At 44.7% G+C, this 17,843-nt stretch carries 18 protein-coding genes and 1 pseudogene; 5 read left to right on the plus strand and 14 right to left on the minus strand.

Annotated elements, in window-relative coordinates; all coding sequences use genetic code 11:
* Positions 1 to 177 (plus strand): annotated as a pseudogene (locus tag E0H88_RS16300) (IS30 family transposase); the annotation flags it as partial.
* A 46-nt stretch (positions 178 to 223) separates the two neighbouring features.
* On the opposite strand, the gene E0H88_RS01505 reads toward E0H88_RS16300, so the two are convergent.
* The 5 genes from E0H88_RS01505 to E0H88_RS01525 form a co-directional block, all read right to left on the minus strand.
* Positions 224 to 628, minus strand: a complete 405-nt coding sequence (locus tag E0H88_RS01505; RefSeq protein WP_092819045.1) for an ExbD/TolR family protein — start codon at positions 626 to 628, stop codon at positions 224 to 226.
* Entirely contained in the window at positions 628 to 1,248 is a 621-nt protein-coding gene (locus E0H88_RS01510; RefSeq protein WP_131272847.1) for a MotA/TolQ/ExbB proton channel family protein, read from the minus strand. Before E0H88_RS01510 ends, E0H88_RS01505 begins: the two co-directional genes overlap by 1 nt.
* Before the next feature lie 20 nt (positions 1,249 to 1,268).
* Positions 1,269 to 2,048: an energy transducer TonB gene (locus E0H88_RS01515; protein WP_131272848.1), complete on the minus strand. Its 780-nt coding sequence runs from the start codon at positions 2,046 to 2,048 to the stop codon at positions 1,269 to 1,271.
* 210 nt (positions 2,049 to 2,258) lie between these two features.
* The gene (gene purU / locus E0H88_RS01520; protein ID WP_131272849.1) at positions 2,259 to 3,125 is read right to left on the minus strand and encodes a formyltetrahydrofolate deformylase; all 867 of its coding nucleotides are present in this window, start codon (positions 3,123 to 3,125) and stop codon (positions 2,259 to 2,261) included.
* A 78-nt stretch (positions 3,126 to 3,203) separates the two neighbouring features.
* Complete coding sequence (locus tag E0H88_RS01525; RefSeq protein ID WP_086195336.1) at positions 3,204 to 3,905, minus strand: TetR/AcrR family transcriptional regulator; 702 nt, start codon at positions 3,903 to 3,905, stop codon at positions 3,204 to 3,206.
* 116 nt (positions 3,906 to 4,021) lie between these two features.
* Here E0H88_RS01525 and E0H88_RS01530 point away from each other — a divergent pair, with 116 nt between their 5' ends.
* The 4 genes from E0H88_RS01530 to E0H88_RS01545 all read left to right on the plus strand — a co-directional run bounded on the left by E0H88_RS01530 (position 4,022) and on the right by E0H88_RS01545 (position 7,907).
* Positions 4,022 to 5,470 carry a coniferyl aldehyde dehydrogenase gene (locus E0H88_RS01530; RefSeq protein WP_131272850.1) on the plus strand — a complete coding sequence of 483 codons (1,449 nt, stop codon included), beginning with the start codon at positions 4,022 to 4,024 and terminating at the stop codon, positions 5,468 to 5,470.
* Between the two features lie 162 nt (positions 5,471 to 5,632).
* Entirely contained in the window at positions 5,633 to 5,869 is a 237-nt protein-coding gene (gene rpmB, locus E0H88_RS01535; RefSeq protein ID WP_000048256.1) for a 50S ribosomal protein L28, read from the plus strand.
* Between the two features lie 12 nt (positions 5,870 to 5,881).
* Positions 5,882 to 6,037, plus strand: coding sequence for a 50S ribosomal protein L33 (gene rpmG / locus E0H88_RS01540; protein WP_001205031.1), 156 nt, complete (start codon positions 5,882 to 5,884; stop codon positions 6,035 to 6,037).
* Positions 6,038 to 6,188: 151 nt separating this feature from the next.
* On the plus strand, positions 6,189 to 7,907 hold the full coding sequence (locus tag E0H88_RS01545) for a cation:proton antiporter (RefSeq protein WP_131272851.1): 1,719 nt from the start codon (positions 6,189 to 6,191) through the stop codon (positions 7,905 to 7,907).
* 55 nt (positions 7,908 to 7,962) lie between these two features.
* Here the strand turns inward: E0H88_RS01545 and E0H88_RS01550 are convergent, their stop codons facing one another.
* The 9 genes from E0H88_RS01550 to E0H88_RS01590 all read right to left on the minus strand — a co-directional run bounded on the left by E0H88_RS01550 (position 7,963) and on the right by E0H88_RS01590 (position 17,827).
* Positions 7,963 to 8,241 (minus strand): hypothetical protein, encoded by a 279-nt coding sequence (locus E0H88_RS01550; protein ID WP_092819051.1) that lies wholly within the window; start codon positions 8,239 to 8,241, stop codon positions 7,963 to 7,965.
* Positions 8,242 to 8,348: 107 nt separating this feature from the next.
* Positions 8,349 to 8,852, minus strand: coding sequence for a DUF6586 family protein (locus E0H88_RS01555; RefSeq protein ID WP_086195331.1), 504 nt, complete (start codon positions 8,850 to 8,852; stop codon positions 8,349 to 8,351).
* A gap of 253 nt (positions 8,853 to 9,105) precedes the next feature.
* Positions 9,106 to 9,360: an RNA recognition motif domain-containing protein gene (locus E0H88_RS01560; protein ID WP_092819240.1), complete on the minus strand. Its 255-nt coding sequence runs from the start codon at positions 9,358 to 9,360 to the stop codon at positions 9,106 to 9,108.
* A 77-nt stretch (positions 9,361 to 9,437) separates the two neighbouring features.
* Positions 9,438 to 11,429 (minus strand): ATP-dependent helicase, encoded by a 1,992-nt coding sequence (locus tag E0H88_RS01565; RefSeq protein WP_131272852.1) that lies wholly within the window; start codon positions 11,427 to 11,429, stop codon positions 9,438 to 9,440.
* Between the two features lie 278 nt (positions 11,430 to 11,707).
* The gene (locus E0H88_RS01570; protein WP_131272853.1) at positions 11,708 to 12,844 is read right to left on the minus strand and encodes a glycerate kinase family protein; all 1,137 of its coding nucleotides are present in this window, start codon (positions 12,842 to 12,844) and stop codon (positions 11,708 to 11,710) included.
* A 79-nt stretch (positions 12,845 to 12,923) separates the two neighbouring features.
* Entirely contained in the window at positions 12,924 to 13,496 is a 573-nt protein-coding gene (locus E0H88_RS01575) for an HdeD family acid-resistance protein (RefSeq protein WP_131272854.1), read from the minus strand.
* A 134-nt stretch (positions 13,497 to 13,630) separates the two neighbouring features.
* The gene (locus tag E0H88_RS01580) at positions 13,631 to 14,389 is read right to left on the minus strand and encodes a hypothetical protein (protein ID WP_131272855.1); all 759 of its coding nucleotides are present in this window, start codon (positions 14,387 to 14,389) and stop codon (positions 13,631 to 13,633) included.
* Between the two features lie 313 nt (positions 14,390 to 14,702).
* Positions 14,703 to 17,342, minus strand: a complete 2,640-nt coding sequence (topA, locus tag E0H88_RS01585; protein WP_092819058.1) for a type I DNA topoisomerase — start codon at positions 17,340 to 17,342, stop codon at positions 14,703 to 14,705.
* A gap of 35 nt (positions 17,343 to 17,377) precedes the next feature.
* Positions 17,378 to 17,827 carry an ammonium transporter gene (locus E0H88_RS01590; protein WP_131272856.1) on the minus strand — a complete coding sequence of 150 codons (450 nt, stop codon included), beginning with the start codon at positions 17,825 to 17,827 and terminating at the stop codon, positions 17,378 to 17,380.
* Positions 17,828 to 17,843: the final 16 nt, after the last annotated feature.

A 17,843-nucleotide genomic window follows, 5' to 3' on the forward strand; every position in this document is an offset into this window, starting at 1 on the left:
AATGGCTTAATCAGGCAATATATTAAAAAAGGCAGTAATTTAAATGCCTATACAGATGAATATATTGCAGAAATCACTCAACGTTTGAATCATCGCCCAAGAAAAAGACTCGGCTTTAAAAGTCCGAGTCAGGTATTATGGCAACAACATGGTGTTGCACTTCAAATGCTAATCTAAGACATAAAAAAAGCGACCATTAAGGTCGCTTTTTTAAAGGATCAGATTAGTTATCGGTTGCAAAAGCAATATCGCTGAGCCCGGCTTCGCTCGCACGAGACATCACTTGAGCAACAGTATCATAACGTGATTCTTTATCTGCTTTCAGTACAATGGTTGGTTGGCGTTCTTCTTGACCAGCTTCGTTAAATTTCGTCTGTAACTCATCAAGCGTGAGCACCTTGCCATTCCAGGCAACCTCCCCACCTGCATTAATACTGATGGTGACGTTTTTAGGTGGCAAATCCATAATATCTGCCGTGGTTTTAGGTAAGGTTAATGGAATTGATGGATTAGCAACGGTTGCTGTCACCAGGAAGATGATCATCAATACCAACATAATATCGATCAGTGGAATGAGATTCATCTCATTCATACCTACATCGTTGTCTTCACCCAATTGAAAGCCCATTAAGCTTGACCTCCAACCAGATTGTTTGTTGTTGCTTGAGTCGCTACCTGAGCTGTACTGTCCTGTTGCAACATGGTGTCAATCAACAGACTGTGTGCCTGATCTTGTAACTCATGTGCCAAACCACGGTTCACACGGGTACAAATGTTATAAGCCAGTACTGCAGGAATCGCGACAGCTAAACCCAGACCGGTCATAATCAGGGCTTCACCCACTGGTGTTGCTACTTGTGCCAGACCTGCCTGACCACTTTTACCGACCGCAACCAGCGCGTGAAAAATACCCCAGACCGTACCAAACAAACCTACAAACGGTGCCAGTGAAGCAATGGTACCCAACACTGCAACACCTTTTTCAGCATTGGCTTTTTCAGCTGAGATTTGACGCAACAAAGCCTGTTCTGCAACAGCTTTACGCTGTTCAAAATTTAAAGGCGCAAATTTTGCCTTTAACTTGCTTAACGCTTGAGAGAGTTGAGCATAAGCTTGTTGCTTCAGTTGGCGAGTCCCCATTATACGTAAAACGAAGATGGTCCATGTCGCAATCGACATTGCCAATAACACGAAATACAGGGTTTTACTCACTGCATCTGCATGTTGCCAATAAACTGAAAAGTTCATACTCGAACTCCTAATAAATGTTAGCCGCGTGGATTCACTGTCAATTCCAATGGTAGGTTAGCCTTGATTGGATAAGCCACGCCATTTTCTTTGTACGGTTTGAATTTGGAACTACGCACTGAGCGTAAAATCTTTTCATCTAAAGCAGGAACACCGGTGGAACGGACCATACGTACTGAAGTAATTACCCCTTTTTCATTCGCTTCAATATACACCATGGCAGTACGCGTTTGGCCTTCCAAGTCGCTGTTGCTATAGGATGGCTTTGGCGAACGGCTCCATTGTACTCCTGAACCACCAATCGAAACATTTTTTGGTGATGGCGGCGCAGGAGGCGCTACCGGAGCTGGTGGTGCAGGGGGTGGAGTCACCGGTGCGGGTTTCACGACTTTGGTTTCAGAAATCGTGGTCGTTACTGTCGGTTTAGGTGGTGCTTCCACCGGTTTGATCACGGGTTTCGGTGTTTCTGCTTTTTTAACTTGTTGAACCTTTTCTACCTTTTTCGGTGGGGGTGGAAGCTGTTTTTTTACAATTTCAACCTGTTTCACTTCTTTCGGTTTTGGTGGTTCTTTTTTGGGTTCCGCTTTAGGCTTCGGTGGTAACGGTTTTGGTGGTTCTTGAATTTTTACAAAACGTACCTTTAACGGTTCTTTTTCAATCGGTTTGAGTTCTGGGGCTTTCATTTGCCCTACCGCCCACAACACACCCATGTGACCCACCACCACCGCAAGCAAGGCAGTGATCACTTTCTTTTTCATTGGATTGGGAGTTTGCATATTTAGAGCGGAAGATTGACTCATTAAAATCAGTTACCTAATTTAAGCGATTGTAGATCTATAAAGATTTTAGCAATCAGGCTCATCGGTTAGTACAATTAAAGCACGCCAATAATAAATGAGAAGTGTTTTCATTTGCAACTATTAAAATGCCCGTTTTGATGAGTTTTTTGAATCAAAAACGAAAAAGGCATGCCTGAAACATGCCTTTTTAATCGGTATAAATGGCAATACTTATTGAAAAACAACCGTTTTGTTACCATCCACAATAATACGGTCTTCCAGATGCCATTTCACTGCACGGGCCAAAACATTTCGTTCCACATCTTGTCCGAGTTCACGCAACTGCTCAACGGTGAAATCATGATTCACACGTTCCACATCCTGTTCAATAATCGGTCCCTGATCGAGGTCAGCAGTTACATAATGCGCTGTTGCACCAATCAGTTTCACCCCTTTGTCATACGCCTGTTGATACGGGTTTGCACCGACAAAGGCTGGCAGGAAGGAATGATGGATGTTGATGATTTTCATTTCCCACTTTTGCACGAATTCTTCGTCCAGAATCTGCATATAACGCGCGAGGATCAGTAAATCGTTGCCCTGCATGATTTCATCAATTTTGGCATAGGCTTCACGTTTATTTTCTTTATTCACCGGTACCACTTCAAATGGAATGCCGAAGTTTTCTACGGCTTCACGCAAAGTTTCATGGTTGGAAACCACTTTGGTAATTTCACACGGTAAGCCGCCACGCGCATGACGCCATAACAGCTCAAGCAATGCATGATCCACTTTAGAAACCAGAATCCCGACTTTTTTCACATCACTGACCAGTGCCAGACGCCAGTGCATGTCATAGCGTTCTGCCACATTGCTGGCAAACGTCTGGGTTAAACTTTCTTTACGGCTTTGCAAGTTGTCCAGTTCAAATTCAACACGCATGAAATAGCGCCCGCCCTGAGCTTCAGTCGCGTATTGATCAAGTGCGGTAATATTTGCTCCCTGATGATACAAAAAGCTCGAAACAGCCTGCACGATACCTGGTTTATCTGCACAAGTAATCAGTAAACGTGCTGTGTTAGCAGTGGACATATTCATGTTGGTTAATATCACTAATCAGTTAAATTGAAAAACAAGCCGAGTATTCTAACGCTTTTTTCAGGCTTTCTAAATAGGCTAGCCCGCATCGTGTTTTTTACTGGACGATAAACTTTCAAAAAGCTCTGAAGGGCCGAGCGTTTCAAGTAAATGTTCATAGGTTTGACGGCTTTCACCACGCAGGTAAGCCCCTTCCAGGAAAACCATCTGGCGCAATGCCTGCCAGACCCATTTTTCTTCCAGATGGTTCGAATCGGTAATATGACCCGACATATACAGGAAGTTAGTCCAGTTGGTCAAAACAATCCACAAGTTAATAATCAGGGCTTCAATTTCTGAATCTGTCATTTCCATTAAGCCTGCATTCACGAAAGCTTTATAGATTTTTTGCCCCTGCTGCATCACCTGTCCGGCAAAACGCGGATACATTTTTCGAAAATCTTCATTATTTTCAACAAGATGATAAACATCACGATGCAAAAAGCGATACGCCCAAAGCTGGCTGCTCAGCACCTGAAAATAACGAATTTTATCGTTAGCATCAAGCGGACGATCATCAGGCAATGCCAGCATCTCCAGAGTTTCGCCTTGATACTGCTCCATCAACTCTTTGATGATTTCGTTCTTATTGCGAAAGTGGTAATACAAATTACCTGGACTCATATTCAGTTCAGCTGCAATATGATTGGTTGTTACAGAACGCTCACCGCGCTCATTAAATAACTGTAAGCTGAGCTGTAAAATACGTTCTTTGGTTTTCACCGTTTTGGAGTGAGACATCCTAAAGTAACCATTCATTCAATAGGTTAGCGAGCTAACACATAAAGTAACTTGACTATTTAGAGCTTTTACTCTAAAAATTAAATTAATCGCTTTTTATTTAATGGTAGCAGGTCATGAACAGTCAAACAAAAACAACTTCAATGACACCACATTCGTTTAATATTCAGCACTTATACGACGTGCTAGAACAGCAAAAGCACGCTTATCTACGTCATTCTTTTCCATCGGCAAAAGAACGTATTGACCGTTTAGCGCGTCTCAAGCGTATCTTAGTTAAATATCAAGATCAATTTGCCGAGGCAATTAATCAAGACTATGGTAACCGTTCTGTGGGTGAAACCAAAATCGGCGAACTGCTCACCTGTCTTGAACAGATTAAATATTATAGCAAGCATTTGACCGGTTGGATGAAACCATCGAAACGCCATGTTGGAATTATCCATCAGCCGGCAAAAGCCTGGGTGCAATGTCAGCCCTTGGGCGTGATCGGGATTATTGCCCCGTGGAACTATCCTTTATTATTGTCGGTGGGTCCGCTGATCTGTGCAATTGCAGCCGGCAACCATGCCATGATCAAAATCTCCAGTGCCTCCAGCCATTTTGGCCGTGCCTTGGAAAAAGCCCTAGGCGAAGCGTTTCCGACCGAACTGGTGGCCGTGATTAATGGCGGTGGACCCGTTTCCGATGCTTTTAGCCATTTAGCCTTTGATAAAATTGTTTTTACAGGTTCAACCGAAATTGGTAAAACCGTGATGGCGGCAGCCGCAGAAAACCTGGTGCCGGTAATTTTGGAGCTGGGGGGAAAATCACCGGTACTGGTTCATCCTTCTATTGATTTGCAAGATGTGGCACAGCGTCTGGCTGCAGGTAAACTCTGGAATTCAGGTCAAACCTGTGTGGCACCGGACTATATGTTCCTGCCTAAAGGTAAAACGGCCGAATTTATTGAACATTTTAAAGCCTGTGTAGAAGAGATGTATCCGAGTATTGAGTACAATCAGGATTACACCTCGATTATTAATGACAAACAATACAACCGCCTGCAGGGCTATCTGGAAGATGCTCGTACCCAAGGTGCTAAAATTATTGAATTAAATCCGGCACATGAAGATTTAATCAAAGTTCGTAAAATTGCGCCAACCATCGTGACCGGTGTCACCACGGAAATGAGGATTATGAAAGAGGAAATTTTCGGTCCGATCCTTCCTATCCTGGAATATGATCAAATTGACGATGTAATTGACTTTATTAATAGCCGTCCTCGTCCACTTGCATTATACTATTTCGACTTTGATCAGGCGCGTGCCGACTATGTCGCACAGCATACTCATTCAGGGCATTTCGGGCAGAATATGGTATTGACCCATGTGGCACAGGATGACTTACCTTTTGGTGGAGTCGGTGCTTCAGGTATGGGCAAATATCATGGTCCAGAAGGTTTCTTCAGTTTGTCGCATGAACGGTCAGTGATGTCTAATCCAAAGCTGTATAGCTTAAAATTCATTCTCCCACCGTTTAACAAGCCGATTCACAAACTGATTTCCAAGACCCTTCTTCGATAACTGATCAAGGCATGATCTATTACACATGATCATGCCGCGTTTTTCTTAAATTCGCTTGTCTTTTAAGCGTATTTTTGGTATAAAACGCCCCTTGAATGATTTCATCCGTTTACTTTTAATGACTAGCCGCACAATCGGTGCTGTCTAGCAATGGAGTTCACCATGTCTAAGGTTTGCCAAGTTACCGGCAAGCGTCCAGTCGTTGGAAACAATGTCTCGCACGCCAATAACAAAACCAAACGCCGGTTCGAGCCGAACCTGCATCACCACCGTTTCTGGTTAGAAAGCGAAAAACGTTTCGTACGTCTTCGTTTAACCACTAAGGGTATGCGTATTATCGACAAATTGGGCATTGAAAAGGTTGTTGCTGATCTTCGTGCTCAAGGTCAAAAGATCTAAGGAGTCAGTACAATGCGTGATAAAATTCGCCTAGTTTCTTCAGCTGGTACAGGTTATTTCTATACTACGACTAAGAACAAACGTACTATGCCGGAAAAAATGGAAATCAAAAAATTTGATCCAAAAATCCGTCAACACGTAATCTTCAAAGAAGCTAAAATTAAATAATTTTGACTTCTTGAAAAAAGCGGCCCTCCGGGTCGTTTTTTTTTGCATTTTTTTTATTCGACTTGCTACACTTCTTGTTATTCTTTTTTTGGCATTTTTTGTGCTTATTCTTTTTTACCCTTAACTTTGGCTCAAGCTTAAGGAGTTTTTAGTGCCTCATGATGTAGATCTGATTATATTACTTGCCGTTGGCTTTGGACTGGCACTCATTTTTGGCTATATTGCTGCGCGTATTCGTCTCCCCCCTCTGATTGGCTACTTGGTTGCCGGTATTGTGATTAGCCCAAATACCCCCGGTATCGTAGGGGATATTCATCTTGCCAACCAGCTGGCTGAACTTGGGGTCATGTTCCTGATGTTTGGTGTCGGGATGCACTTTTCCCTAACCGACCTGATACAGGTCCGCCGCATTGCGTTACCGGGTGCAGTACTGCAAATCGCGGTAGCGACCTTACTGGGCATAGGGGTTTCCATGATCTGGGGCTGGAACTTTGGCTCGGCCCTGGTGTTTGGCCTGAGCCTGTCCTGTGCCAGTACTGTGGTGTTACTCAAAGCTTTGGGTGACCGAGGCTTGATCAACTCCGTAAATGGCAAGATTGCCGTGGGCTGGTTATTGGTTGAAGATCTGGTCATGGTGCTGGTTTTGGTCCTTCTTCCTGCCACTGCTGTTTTACTGGGTGGAACAGCAATTTCCGGCTCAGACCCGAATGCCAATATCTGGATGACCTTAGCCATTACCCTGCTGAAAGTAGCCGGCTTTATTGCCTTTATGCTCATTGTAGGTAAACGTCTGGTTCCCTGGATTATGCAGATCGTTGCCCGTCTGGGATCGCGTGAACTGTTTACCTTGACCGTAGTGGCCGCTGCGGTTTCGATTGCCTTTGGTGCTTATAAGGTTTTTGGCGTGTCGATGGCACTTGGCGCATTTTTCGCCGGAATGGTGGTTAAAGAATCTGATTTCAGCCACCGTGCAGAGGAAGAAACGCTCCCGCTACGCGAAATTTTTTCCATTTTATTCTTTGTCTCGGTGGGCATGCTGTTTGATCCCATGATCTTAGTGCAGCAGCCTTGGCATGTCCTGGCCGTGGTGGCGATTATTATGGTGGGGAAAACCATCGCAGCAATGGCACTGGTACTGTTCTTCCGTTATCCAATTAACACCGCTTTAACCGTGGGTGCCAGCCTTGCACAAATTGGCGAGTTTTCTTTTATTTTGGCGACCTTAGGCGTTTCACTACATCTCTTGTCTTTAGAAGGACAAAACCTGATTTTGGCCGGCGCACTTATCTCGATTACGCTAAATTCATTTGTGTTCTCTGCCATTGAACCGGTACAGAACTGGATTCGTGAACGCTCGCATTTGGCCCGCTTGCTTGAACGTAGCGGTGACCCGCTGTCCATGTTGCCAGATGAAGTTTCACAAGAATATTTGCGTGATCAGGTGGTGATTGTCGGCCATGGTGAAGTCGGTCGTCGCATTACCAAAGCCTTAATGAAGCAGGATATCAAGGTAGTGATTGCCGAAGAAAACCGCGAGATCGTTGAAAGTTTGCGTGACAAAGGCATTGCAGCGGTATCGGGACGTGCAACCGAAGCTGGGGTACTCATTCAGGCCCATATCCAGCATGCCCGCCTGCTGGTGCTGTCTCCGATGGATATTCTGGATATTCATAAAATTGTCGATATTGCCAAAACATTGAATCCACAGATCCAGGTTCTCGTCTGTGCCGAAAGCAAGGAAGAAGCTGAAGTGATTCGCCGTGAAAATATCGGTCAGGTTTATTTTGCCAAAGAAGAAATGGCCATCAACATGACCAATCATATTTTAAACCAGATCCAGATTGCGCATCATCAGGCACCGACACACTAATCTTTATTGCATAAAAAAAGCGCACTTCAGTGCGCTTTTTTAGGTTCAAATAAGCTTAGCTCATATACTTTGGCTGTTCATCCACGATTTCAGCCTGCCATTCATTGACCTGCTTTTCCATCATGGCAAACAGAGCCGCCTGCATCATGTGCTGGGCAATCACCGGCGTTTGATCACCAAGTAACGCTTTGACCTGATCATTAAACTGAATCTTGACCAGCGGTTCTTTTTCAGAGCCTGCATTTCGCAATGCCAACTCACCACCTTCAAGTTGAACAAGTTCTAAAATCGCTTCTTGACTACCAAATAATTCTTTCAAATGTTCTATAGACATATATCCTCCATGTTCAACATGGTGGCAAAGGGCTGTTGCACTTTGCATTACTTAGACTATTTATATAAGGTCAATGACAGAAACTTCAAGAGCACTGGTCGTAAAGTTTAAAATTCAACCATTTCATTGCGAAAACCGTCAATTAACTGGGTCAGGTCACGATGCCATTCACGCAGGATTTTGGTATCCGGCAACCAGGCTTGAGGGGTTTGAGTTACTTTAATAATCAGGTTGGAAGAGGTTTCATCTTCAGGTTCTGGCGCACTTGGTTCTGGTGCATATTGACACATACGGTAGGCACGTTTTAGCTCGGCAATAAAGCCCTGTTTCGCTAACTGCTGCATTACAGTCACTTCAGGCGAGATCTGCCCTTTTTCTGCCATATGTTCTTCAATGGATTTCAGGGTCGGAGCAAAGTCATTTAAACGGTAGTAACGCACCAACTCTTGCAAAAATGCCAATACTGCACCATGCAAATGAAATACAGCCGCTTCACGATGTGCCTGAGCCTGCTGAATGTGATCGGTCTGTTCCGCTTGTTGACATGCAAGACGTGCAAAATACAGTTTTTGATTGGTACGATCGGCATGAAAGCGAGCAACACGAGACATGGTGATTTCCTAAGTTTTGGCGTGATTACACTGTTAAGATTAAACGGTCTTTCAGAAAAATGACAATAAAAATTGTGGAAGATTAATTTCAATAAGTGAGAGATCTGCTGTCACTTCAATGATTGAGGAAGATTTCAACCAGAATAATTTACATCCTTCCAGATCAAGAGATGGGGATTCAATAGACCAATTCAACCTGATTAAAGCCTGGTTATTTTGTCCATAAAAAAAGGAGCCCTGCTCCTTTTAATCTTTAGTTTGCTGCTGGCTTGTCTTCTGCCTGTTTCACACGAATCCCTTGTCCATGCAAACGCAAAGTATTTAAGCCTTTAATCGCTTTCACCGCTTCACGGCCATGTGGCATTTCCACAAAAGCAAAGCCTTTTGATTTACCTGTTGCAGCATCTAAAACCAAAGTGCATGAATCTACCGTGCCATATTGCTTAAACAATTCCAGCAATTCAGCTTCTGTCACTGTACGTTCTAAATTACGAACTAAAATTTTCATCTGATGACCTTTAAATAGGCTAAAAAAACCAAAAAGCACTCGCCTACTTACTTTTTGCACTTCACTATTGAGATAGTTTAATCGAGATCGATACCAAAATCTAAATTAATCGCTTGCCGCTCAATCAAGGCACTTTTTACGGTTTGCTGACGCGGCTTGTAATGGGTCTCGGTCGTGCAGAGGTTACGAGTCAGATCATTCAGGAAATAACTTTCAATTTTTCGTCCCTGTTCATCGACCTGATCGCGCGCCCAGAGATTCAGATTTTGCTTGGTTAAAATCAGTTCATTTTTGGCCCGGGTTAAAGCCACATAGAGCACCCGACGCTCTTCTTCCACTTCGTCAAAATTACCCTGCGCACGTGCATGCGGATACTGTCCCGCAGACACATTCGCGACATAGCAAATTTTCTGTTCTGTCCCTTTGGCAGAATGGATGGTAATCAATGTCACCACATCATCTTCAGACTGGCGTTCAATTTCAGAAATCGAGACCGGATCGAGCACATATTCTTCCAGAAACTCACTCAGCTGATCATGCTTGGTGGCCAGCTGCTTGACCAGGTCAAAATCGCCCAGGCGTTTCGACCAGTCTTTCTTGGCGTAGTTTTCCTCAAGCTGCTCCAGCAGTGCTTCAATGCCCAAAGTCACACAAGCCTGCACCTGATCTTTTAATACCGACATCTGCTTCATGATCAGCAGCGTTTTTTCGGGAATTCGTCCGAATTTTTCCAGTTTCTCGAAAATCAGATCCTGATCTGGCTGTTGCAATAATTGCTGCGCCAGCTTGCTGGCCCCGACATCTCCCACGCCATTCCATAAGGTCAGGAAACGCATCCAGGCAATATCATCCAGCGGATTGGCAATCACCCGCAATAAACTGAGCAGGTCTTTGACATGCGCAGTTTCCAGCAATTTCATACCGCCGATAAAACGGTAAGGCACATTGGCCTGAATAAAGGCCGCTTCGATGTGGCGTGCCGCAAAACTGGAACGCACCAGCACCATATGGTCATGCCACGGTGTGCCTTCCAGAAAATGCCGCTCTTTGATATCAATGGCAATCCATTTGGCTTCATCAAACTCGTTCGGGAAGATATGCAGTTTGGGTTTAATCCCCTCGCCACGATGTGCATCCAGACGCTTGTCATATTTGATTGAGCTTTGACCCAGCAGCCAGTTAGACAAGTCTAGAATTTGCTGGGTAGAACGGTAATTCTGTTCCAGTTTAAAAATCTGTGCATCCGGTACGCGTTCTTTAAAATGATGAATATTTTCAAAGTCCGCACCACGAAAACCGTAAATGGACTGGGCATCATCCCCGACACAGAACAGGCTGACTTTATCCTTTAAAGGTTCCAGCAAAGCCCATTGCAGTGGATTGGTATCCTGCATTTCATCCACCAACATGTGCTGGCAAATCGAGGCCACATAATCAGTAAGCCCTTCCGACTGCGCCAGTGCGGAAGCCACTACCGCCAACATATCGTCATAATCCAGAAAGCTGCGGGCACGTTTTCGTGTTTCGTATTCTTTCATAATGTCCGCGATTTGATCTTTATATTCCAGAAATTCAGGCAGCTGTTTTTCCAGGGCAATACTCAGTTTTTGCCGGGTATTGCGGGCAAAGGAATACAGGTCACAGAGCTGCTGCGGCTTGGGCAGGGCATTGGGATTTTTTTTATCATCCTTGCCGCGAATTAAACGGAACATCATCAGCTGATCATCCCGGTCGATAATCGAAAACTGTTCCAGACCAAAAGCTTTGGGAATTCGGCGCAGCAGATACATGCAAAAGGTATGAAAGGTGGAAGCACGCAAGCCTTTGGCCTGTTCGCCCAGCGCCAATTCGACCCGCGCCACAATTTCACTTGCTGCACGGCGGGTAAAGGTCAGAATCTGGATTTGATTGGCCGGCACACCTTGATCAATCAAGTAAGCTGCACGAGCCACAATGGTTTTTGTTTTGCCACAGCCTGCCCCTGCAAGTACCAGACTATGCTTTGCCTCGGTGGTGGCAGCCTGTTTTTGTTGCGGGTTTAATTCATTAATCAGGGTGGCTAAACTCATGGTGTCTCATCGTGTTCAATAGACGAATAGTTTACCAGAGCTGACCATAAATCTGAGATTGATCTACTTAAAAATTGAATCTATCCCTATATTCTGCCATCCAGAAAGGCGACATGGATGTCGCCTGTTGAACTGTGAAACAGGGATGTTGAATCAGTTCAACACAGAATTTTTGTTACTTTTCATCCCTGAAAAGTAAAATTTGCCTACGCATTAGTATTTACCTATTCACATCCTTTCGGGGCTGTGATGCTCTCCGCTTTTAGAATTTAGCATGATCACTTTTCAAGTTTGTTTAACACTGTAACTACTGTATCTTCCAAATGCCTTTCAGCATTTTTCATCGCAGCTTCTAAATCAATATGAGGGGGATTAATCCCGATAATTTGACTAAAACCCAAGTCATATAATTCCTCAATACCCTCACCAACTACACCCGCAAAAGCAATCACAGGCTTATTCAGTCGCTTCGCGACCTGCGCCACCCCAAACGGTGTTTTGCCAAATTTGGTTTGAAAATCAATTTTGCCTTCACCCGTCAACACATAATCGGCTTGGGCAATTTTTTCAGCCAGATGAGTTTCTTCAATCACCAGTTCAACGCCGGATTGAATGGAAGCATGGGCAAAAGCCATCAGACCAAAACCCAGACCACCTGCCGCACCTGCTCCCGCAATATTTTGTTTACTGATGCTTAATTCTGCTTCAACCACATCGGCAAAATGTGCAAGGTTCTGATCCAATAACCTCACCATTTCAGGGGTAGCGCCTTTCTGCGGGCCAAAAATATATGATGCGCCATTTGCACCACATAAGGGATTATTCACATCAGAAGCAATCAGGACTTCAACCTGTGTTAATCTTGCATCCAAGCCTGAAAGATCAATCTTTTGGATCTGGTCAAGCTGACTACCGCCTACAGCAACATCGCAGCCTGCAGCATCGAGAAATTTCGCACCCAAGGCCTGTGCCATACCGGCACCGCCATCATTGGTCACGCTGCCGCCCAAACCGATCATGATTTTAGACACGCCTAAGTCCAGTGCAGTTTTAATCATCTCCCCAGTACCCAAAGTGCTGGTAAATAAAGGATTACGCTGTGATTTGTCTAATAGATGAATGCCATTGGCTTTGGCCATTTCAATGACCGCCGTTTTACCTTGGTTCACCAGACCGAAATAGGTTTTTATTTTGTGCTCTGCTAAAGGACCACTGACTTCACAATCAACCTTTTGTCCACCTTGTGCAGCAATCAGGGCATCCACGGTACCTTCACCCCCATCTGCCATGGGCACCGAGATACAGACTGCGTCTGGATATACTTTCCGAATGCCACGCTGCATGGCCTGACAGGCCTGCTCGGCAGTCACACTTTCTTTAAAGGAATCTGGGGAAAGAACAAAGGTTTTAGACATAATCTTGAAAAAGTAAAAGCAATAAATCTTTATACAATAAAAAAGAGCGCTCTATGCGCCCTTTTCTCCCAGTTCACTGTTAAACATCTGCCGAACTTTGCGGTACTTCATGTTTGATATAAGACGCCAAGGTCAGATAATTAATTCCCTGGAACAAAATATCTATAGCAAGAAACAGTCCCAATACCCAGAAGGATGCATCCGGTGAGATTAAAATAATGATGCCTGTAATCAGGGTCAGCAAGCCGGAAAATAAGATCCAGCCCCAGCCTTGATAGACTTTAAAAATAATGGCACTAAAAATACGGATGATACCTGCCACAATCAATACAAGGGCCAGCAGATTGGTCAGCACAACCGCGGTTTTTACCGGTGTGCTAAAAGCATAATAACCGGCGACCAGATACAGTACGCCAAACAATGCCCATAACCAGCGAGTGCCCCCTTCAAAAATTTTAAAAGCTGCAACAAAGTGCAGAATACCGCCAATCATCATCAGTATGCCGAACAGGAACACCACAGAAAGCGTGGCAAAAGGCAGCGAAGCAAGCAATACCAGACCAAACAGGGTCAGCACAATGCCCAGACCTAAATACCACTTTCGATTTTCATGCAGCTGATGTCGAACCAAATCATTTCCTACTGTTCTCATGTTTTTTCTCAAGTCTTTTGTTTAGGAATACCTGTAGTTTTAGCTGATTTTCGGTCAAAAGTCTGTTATTTCTCTGCATTTTAATCCACAGCCCCGCGTTCAGCTGTGGATAAAAGCATCGTTATCCCCAAGGATTATTTTTTCCAGCCCAATTCAATTGCGGTCATTTCATTAATTAAAGTCTGCTTCAATGAATCCGGCATTTTGCTTTTTTGTTCCGAAACCGGGATATATCCCGCCATCAGCTCGGCCTTGACTTGCGGAAATAAAGGCTGCTGCTTTGGATAGGCATAACCCAGTGGATAAATGGGCTGACCCGTCGTTAAATCATATTTGTCACTTGCACCAAAAGCATGGAGCAACTCATGCACCAGTACAATCTTGTTTTGTTCAGCCTGCTTTTTCGACGCAAATAAATTCACCGAAGCAATCCGGCCTTTTTGCAAGGCAGTGGAATGTTTCAACTCTTTAATTTTTTCGGGATCATAATAATTTAAATACAGGGTCACACTGGGTGAACCGTCAGCACGTTCATGCTGTTTCCATGCATAAAAACGGAATTTCAGACTCCATAAAATATTATCCAGCATGGTTGCCTGTGGGGGTACTTTCGGGGGCAATCGTTTCAGTTCACGACCCAACTGAAAGTAAATGGCAATTGGCTGTCCGCGATACTGTGCCGACATCTGCTGGAGATATGCTTGTGCTCCATTCAGTTCAGACAAATTCAGCGATTGAATGTAATGTTGAGTCGCAGCTCGCCCATCTGCATTGACAGGATGCAGCATGACAATAATGGGTTTGGACCAGTCCTGGTTCTGGTCACGGTAGGCATTAACTGCAACAATCAACAGAATGATGAGTAAACACAGTATGCGAATATTTTTCCACATTAATTTTTCTCGTTATTAAGCAATCAAATTTTAACAATCCATCCAAACATTGGATACACAAGAAATCATCCGTAACTGTCCAAGACAAACCTTTATAAAATATAGAATATTCCTGCTAAGAATGAAAAAGCTAACGGTAACTGGCGAGTTATGTGGATGACAATGCCTTTCTTGCGAAGCTTTACTTCTCATTTAGGCAAAGCCAAAGTCACAGATGAGCTTCTCCAATTTAATTTATTCACGATAAAGTTCCGTCGTGCTATTAGCATAAAAAATGCCGACTTCCGTCAGCATTTTTTGCATTTCTTAAAACTTAAGCTTCAACCCATTTTCCATCATTGAAAACCAATGACCATTTGGTTTGCTTGCCTTCAGGCGTTTCCGAACCAATATATTGCGCCTGATTCTTACGACTGAATTTCACCAAGGTTGGGTTGCCTTCAGGGTCGACATCCGGTGCTTGCAAAATAAACTGGTATTTTGGATCCAGCTGCTCGGCCACGGTACGGAGTTCAGCCACTTTCGGTGCGCGGGTTTCACGCACTTTCGGGAATTTGCTGGCCGCCAGGAATAAACCTGCCGCACCATCACGAAGGACAAAGAAATCATCATACTTGGTCGAACGCAGGTGTTCCATTTTAATTGGATCTACACGCGGAGGTGCAGGCTGACCATTCTTTAACACTTTACGGGTATTGTCACAGCTGGTGCAGGCAAAATAAGGACCAAAACGACCGGTCTTGAGCTGCATCTCGCCATGACATTTATCACATGGAATGGTTGGACCATCATACCCCTTGATCTTGAACTCGCCTTCTTCCAGTTCAAAACCGGCACAGTCCGGATTGTTCCCGCAGATATGCAGTTTACGGCCGCCATCAATTACATAGCTGTCCATGGCTGTACCACAAATCGGACAGCGTTTTTTCGACATCAAGTCAGCCGTTTCTGCTGCATCATCATCCGAGAGCGCAGCCAGAGATTCAACCGGGGTTAAATTCAGCGTGCCTTTACAACGCTCTTTAGGCGGCAGGTTATAGCCTGAACAGCCTAAAAATACGCCTGTGGTTCCAGTACGAATCTGCATTGGACGCGAACATTCAGGGCAATGTACCGCTTCCACTTCCACAGGCAGGTTACGGCGCATGCCATGTTCACCTTGAGCAGTAGTGAGACGTTTCTTAAAGTCGCCGTAGAAATTATCCAGCAACTCTTTCCAGTTCCGCTGACCATCGGCCACTTTATCCAGCTGACCTTCAAGATCTGCGGTAAAGTCATAGTTCATCAGGTTATTGAAACTTTCATCCAGACGATCGGTCACAATTTCGCCCATCTTTTCGGCAAAAAGACGACGATTATCCAGCTTCACATAGCCACGATCCTGAATGGTAGAAATAATGGCTGCATAAGTCGAAGGACGGCCAATACCTTTTTTCTCTAATTCTTTTACCAGTGAGGCTTCAGTGAAACGAGCAGGTGGTTTGGTAAAGTGCTGTGATGGATCCAGTTTTTCTAGTTTCAGTATTTCACCGACTTTCACGGCAGGCAATAACACATCATCATCCGACTTGTTTTGTCCGCGCACTTTGGTGAAACCATCAAAGACCAGAGTACGGCCTTTGGCTTTCAGTTCCACACCGTTGGCATCGACTAAAATGGTCGAAGACAGATATTCTGCCGGAGTCATCTGACAGGCAACAAACTGGCGCCAGATCAGGTCATATAAACGCTGTGCATCACGTTCTACGCCTGCAAGGCTGTCGCCTTTCAACGCCACATTTGAAGGGCGAATGGCTTCATGGGCTTCTTGTGCACCCGCCTTGTTGCCATAACGGTTTGGCTTGGCAGGCAGATATTTTGCACCAAACTCAGATTCAATATGACCACGCACCATATTGACCGCATCATCGCTCAGGAAAGTGGAGTCGGTACGCATGTAGGTGATAAAACCTGCTTCATACAGACGCTGCGCCAGCATCATGGTTTTCTTTACAGAAAAACCTAAACGTGTGCTTGCAGCCTGTTGCAGGGTTGAGGTGATATATGGTGCGCTTGGGTTGACCTTGGTCGGTTTATCTTCACGACTGGCAACTTTATATTCAGCATCTTTAATCAGATTCAATAAGGCATCGGTTTCAGCCTTATTGTGCAGCTTGAGGGTTTTACCGCCCTGCTTCACCGCTTCAAGACGGATATCATCTTTTTGGGATTTGGTGTCTGCAAAAACCTGCCAGTATTCTTCAGGAATGAAGGCACGAATTTCACGTTCACGTTCCACCACCAGTTTGACCGCAACCGACTGTACACGACCCGCCGACAAACCGCGGGCAATTTTTTCCCAAAGTAATGGCGAAATCATGAAGCCCACAACACGGTCGAGGAATCGACGCGCTTGCTGCGCATTGACCTTATCGATATCCAGGCGTGCCGGCTGTTTAAAAGCTTCCTGAATGGCATTTTTAGTAATTTCGTTAAACACCACGCGCTGATAGCGTGAATCATCTCCGCCAATGACTTCTTTTAAATGCCAGGCAATGGCTTCCCCTTCACGGTCCAAATCCGTTGCGAGGTAGACTTCATCGACTTGCGATGCCAGTTTTTTCAGTTCCGCCACGACATTTTCTTTGCCTGGAAGCACTTCATAGTGCGCTTTCCAGCCATGCTCAGGATCAACCCCCATACGGTTGACCAAAGCCTGTTGTGCTTTTTCCGCTTTTTGTTCATCGGTTAATTTGGTACGGGTTGCCGGTTTTTTTTCTGCCGTTTTAGAACCGCCGGTCGGCAAGTCACGAACATGACCCACCGATGATTTTACGATGTAATTTGGACCCAGATATTTGTTGATTGTTTTCGCTTTTGCAGGCGACTCCACAATCACTAACGCACGTTTGTTCGCAGCACTCGGTGATTTTGCTGGGGTGCTTTTGGATGTGGACCGAGGAGCGTTCGCCATAGTTAACCGTTAATCCTGTTTGATGGAGTTATAAATTAAAGTTCAGCCAAAGACGTTAAATAAGCTTTGATGTCATCTAACTGTGTTGCTCGAAGGTCTGATTCTTCATCCCAATAGAGTCCTACACAGTTTGCCTGCATATCAATAGCATAAATGCCCTTTAATGCAATGGGAAAATCGTTAAACTTTTCATCGCCCTGCACAACTTTGAGCTTCTGATCTTCCACACGTGCACGCATCAATGGCAGTCGGGCATCTGGAATTAAAACACTGTAATAGGCCACCATGCTGGCGCGTTTTTCTGTTGCCATGGGCACTTTAGTCCAATCGGGAGCAGCCACTAAACGCGGATGTAAAGCCATCTTGCGCGCCTTTTCACGCATCAGGCCTAATGCTTTCTCCCTTGGGCTGACACGTAGCCCAAAAATTGAGCCGAGCACAAACAGCACGATGAAGACTGTAATCCAAATTCCAGTATTTTCCATAGTACAACCTTTTTAT

This window comes from Acinetobacter sp. ANC 4216 (assembly GCF_004331195.1).
GTDB lineage: Bacteria > Pseudomonadota > Gammaproteobacteria > Pseudomonadales > Moraxellaceae > Acinetobacter > Acinetobacter kookii.

Excerpts from the sequence above, each read along its gene's own strand:
- E0H88_RS01515 (WP_131272848.1), bottom strand. The coding sequence starts at position 2,048 with ATGAGTCAATCTTCCGCTCTAAATATGCAAACTCCCAATCCAATGAAA.
- E0H88_RS01555 (WP_086195331.1), bottom strand. The coding sequence starts at position 8,852 with ATGTCTCGTGTTGCTCGCTTTCATGCCGATCGTACCAATCAAAAACTG.
- E0H88_RS01530 (WP_131272850.1), top strand. The coding sequence starts at position 4,022 with ATGAACAGTCAAACAAAAACAACTTCAATGACACCACATTCGTTTAAT.
- E0H88_RS01590 (WP_131272856.1), bottom strand. The coding sequence starts at position 17,827 with ATGGAAAATACTGGAATTTGGATTACAGTCTTCATCGTGCTGTTTGTG.
- E0H88_RS01575 (WP_131272854.1), bottom strand. The coding sequence starts at position 13,496 with ATGAGAACAGTAGGAAATGATTTGGTTCGACATCAGCTGCATGAAAAT.
- topA (WP_092819058.1), bottom strand. The coding sequence starts at position 17,342 with ATGGCGAACGCTCCTCGGTCCACATCCAAAAGCACCCCAGCAAAATCA.
- E0H88_RS01565 (WP_131272852.1), bottom strand. The coding sequence starts at position 11,429 with ATGAGTTTAGCCACCCTGATTAATGAATTAAACCCGCAACAAAAACAG.
- E0H88_RS01550 (WP_092819051.1), bottom strand. The coding sequence starts at position 8,241 with ATGTCTATAGAACATTTGAAAGAATTATTTGGTAGTCAAGAAGCGATT.
- E0H88_RS01560 (WP_092819240.1), bottom strand. The coding sequence starts at position 9,360 with ATGAAAATTTTAGTTCGTAATTTAGAACGTACAGTGACAGAAGCTGAA.
- purU (WP_131272849.1), bottom strand. The coding sequence starts at position 3,125 with ATGAATATGTCCACTGCTAACACAGCACGTTTACTGATTACTTGTGCA.
- E0H88_RS01510 (WP_131272847.1), bottom strand. The coding sequence starts at position 1,248 with ATGAACTTTTCAGTTTATTGGCAACATGCAGATGCAGTGAGTAAAACC.
- E0H88_RS01525 (WP_086195336.1), bottom strand. The coding sequence starts at position 3,905 with ATGTCTCACTCCAAAACGGTGAAAACCAAAGAACGTATTTTACAGCTC.
- E0H88_RS01570 (WP_131272853.1), bottom strand. The coding sequence starts at position 12,844 with ATGTCTAAAACCTTTGTTCTTTCCCCAGATTCCTTTAAAGAAAGTGTG.
- rpmB (WP_000048256.1), top strand. The coding sequence starts at position 5,633 with ATGTCTAAGGTTTGCCAAGTTACCGGCAAGCGTCCAGTCGTTGGAAAC.
- E0H88_RS01580 (WP_131272855.1), bottom strand. The coding sequence starts at position 14,389 with ATGTGGAAAAATATTCGCATACTGTGTTTACTCATCATTCTGTTGATT.
- rpmG (WP_001205031.1), top strand. The coding sequence starts at position 5,882 with ATGCGTGATAAAATTCGCCTAGTTTCTTCAGCTGGTACAGGTTATTTC.
- E0H88_RS01505 (WP_092819045.1), bottom strand. The coding sequence starts at position 628 with ATGGGCTTTCAATTGGGTGAAGACAACGATGTAGGTATGAATGAGATG.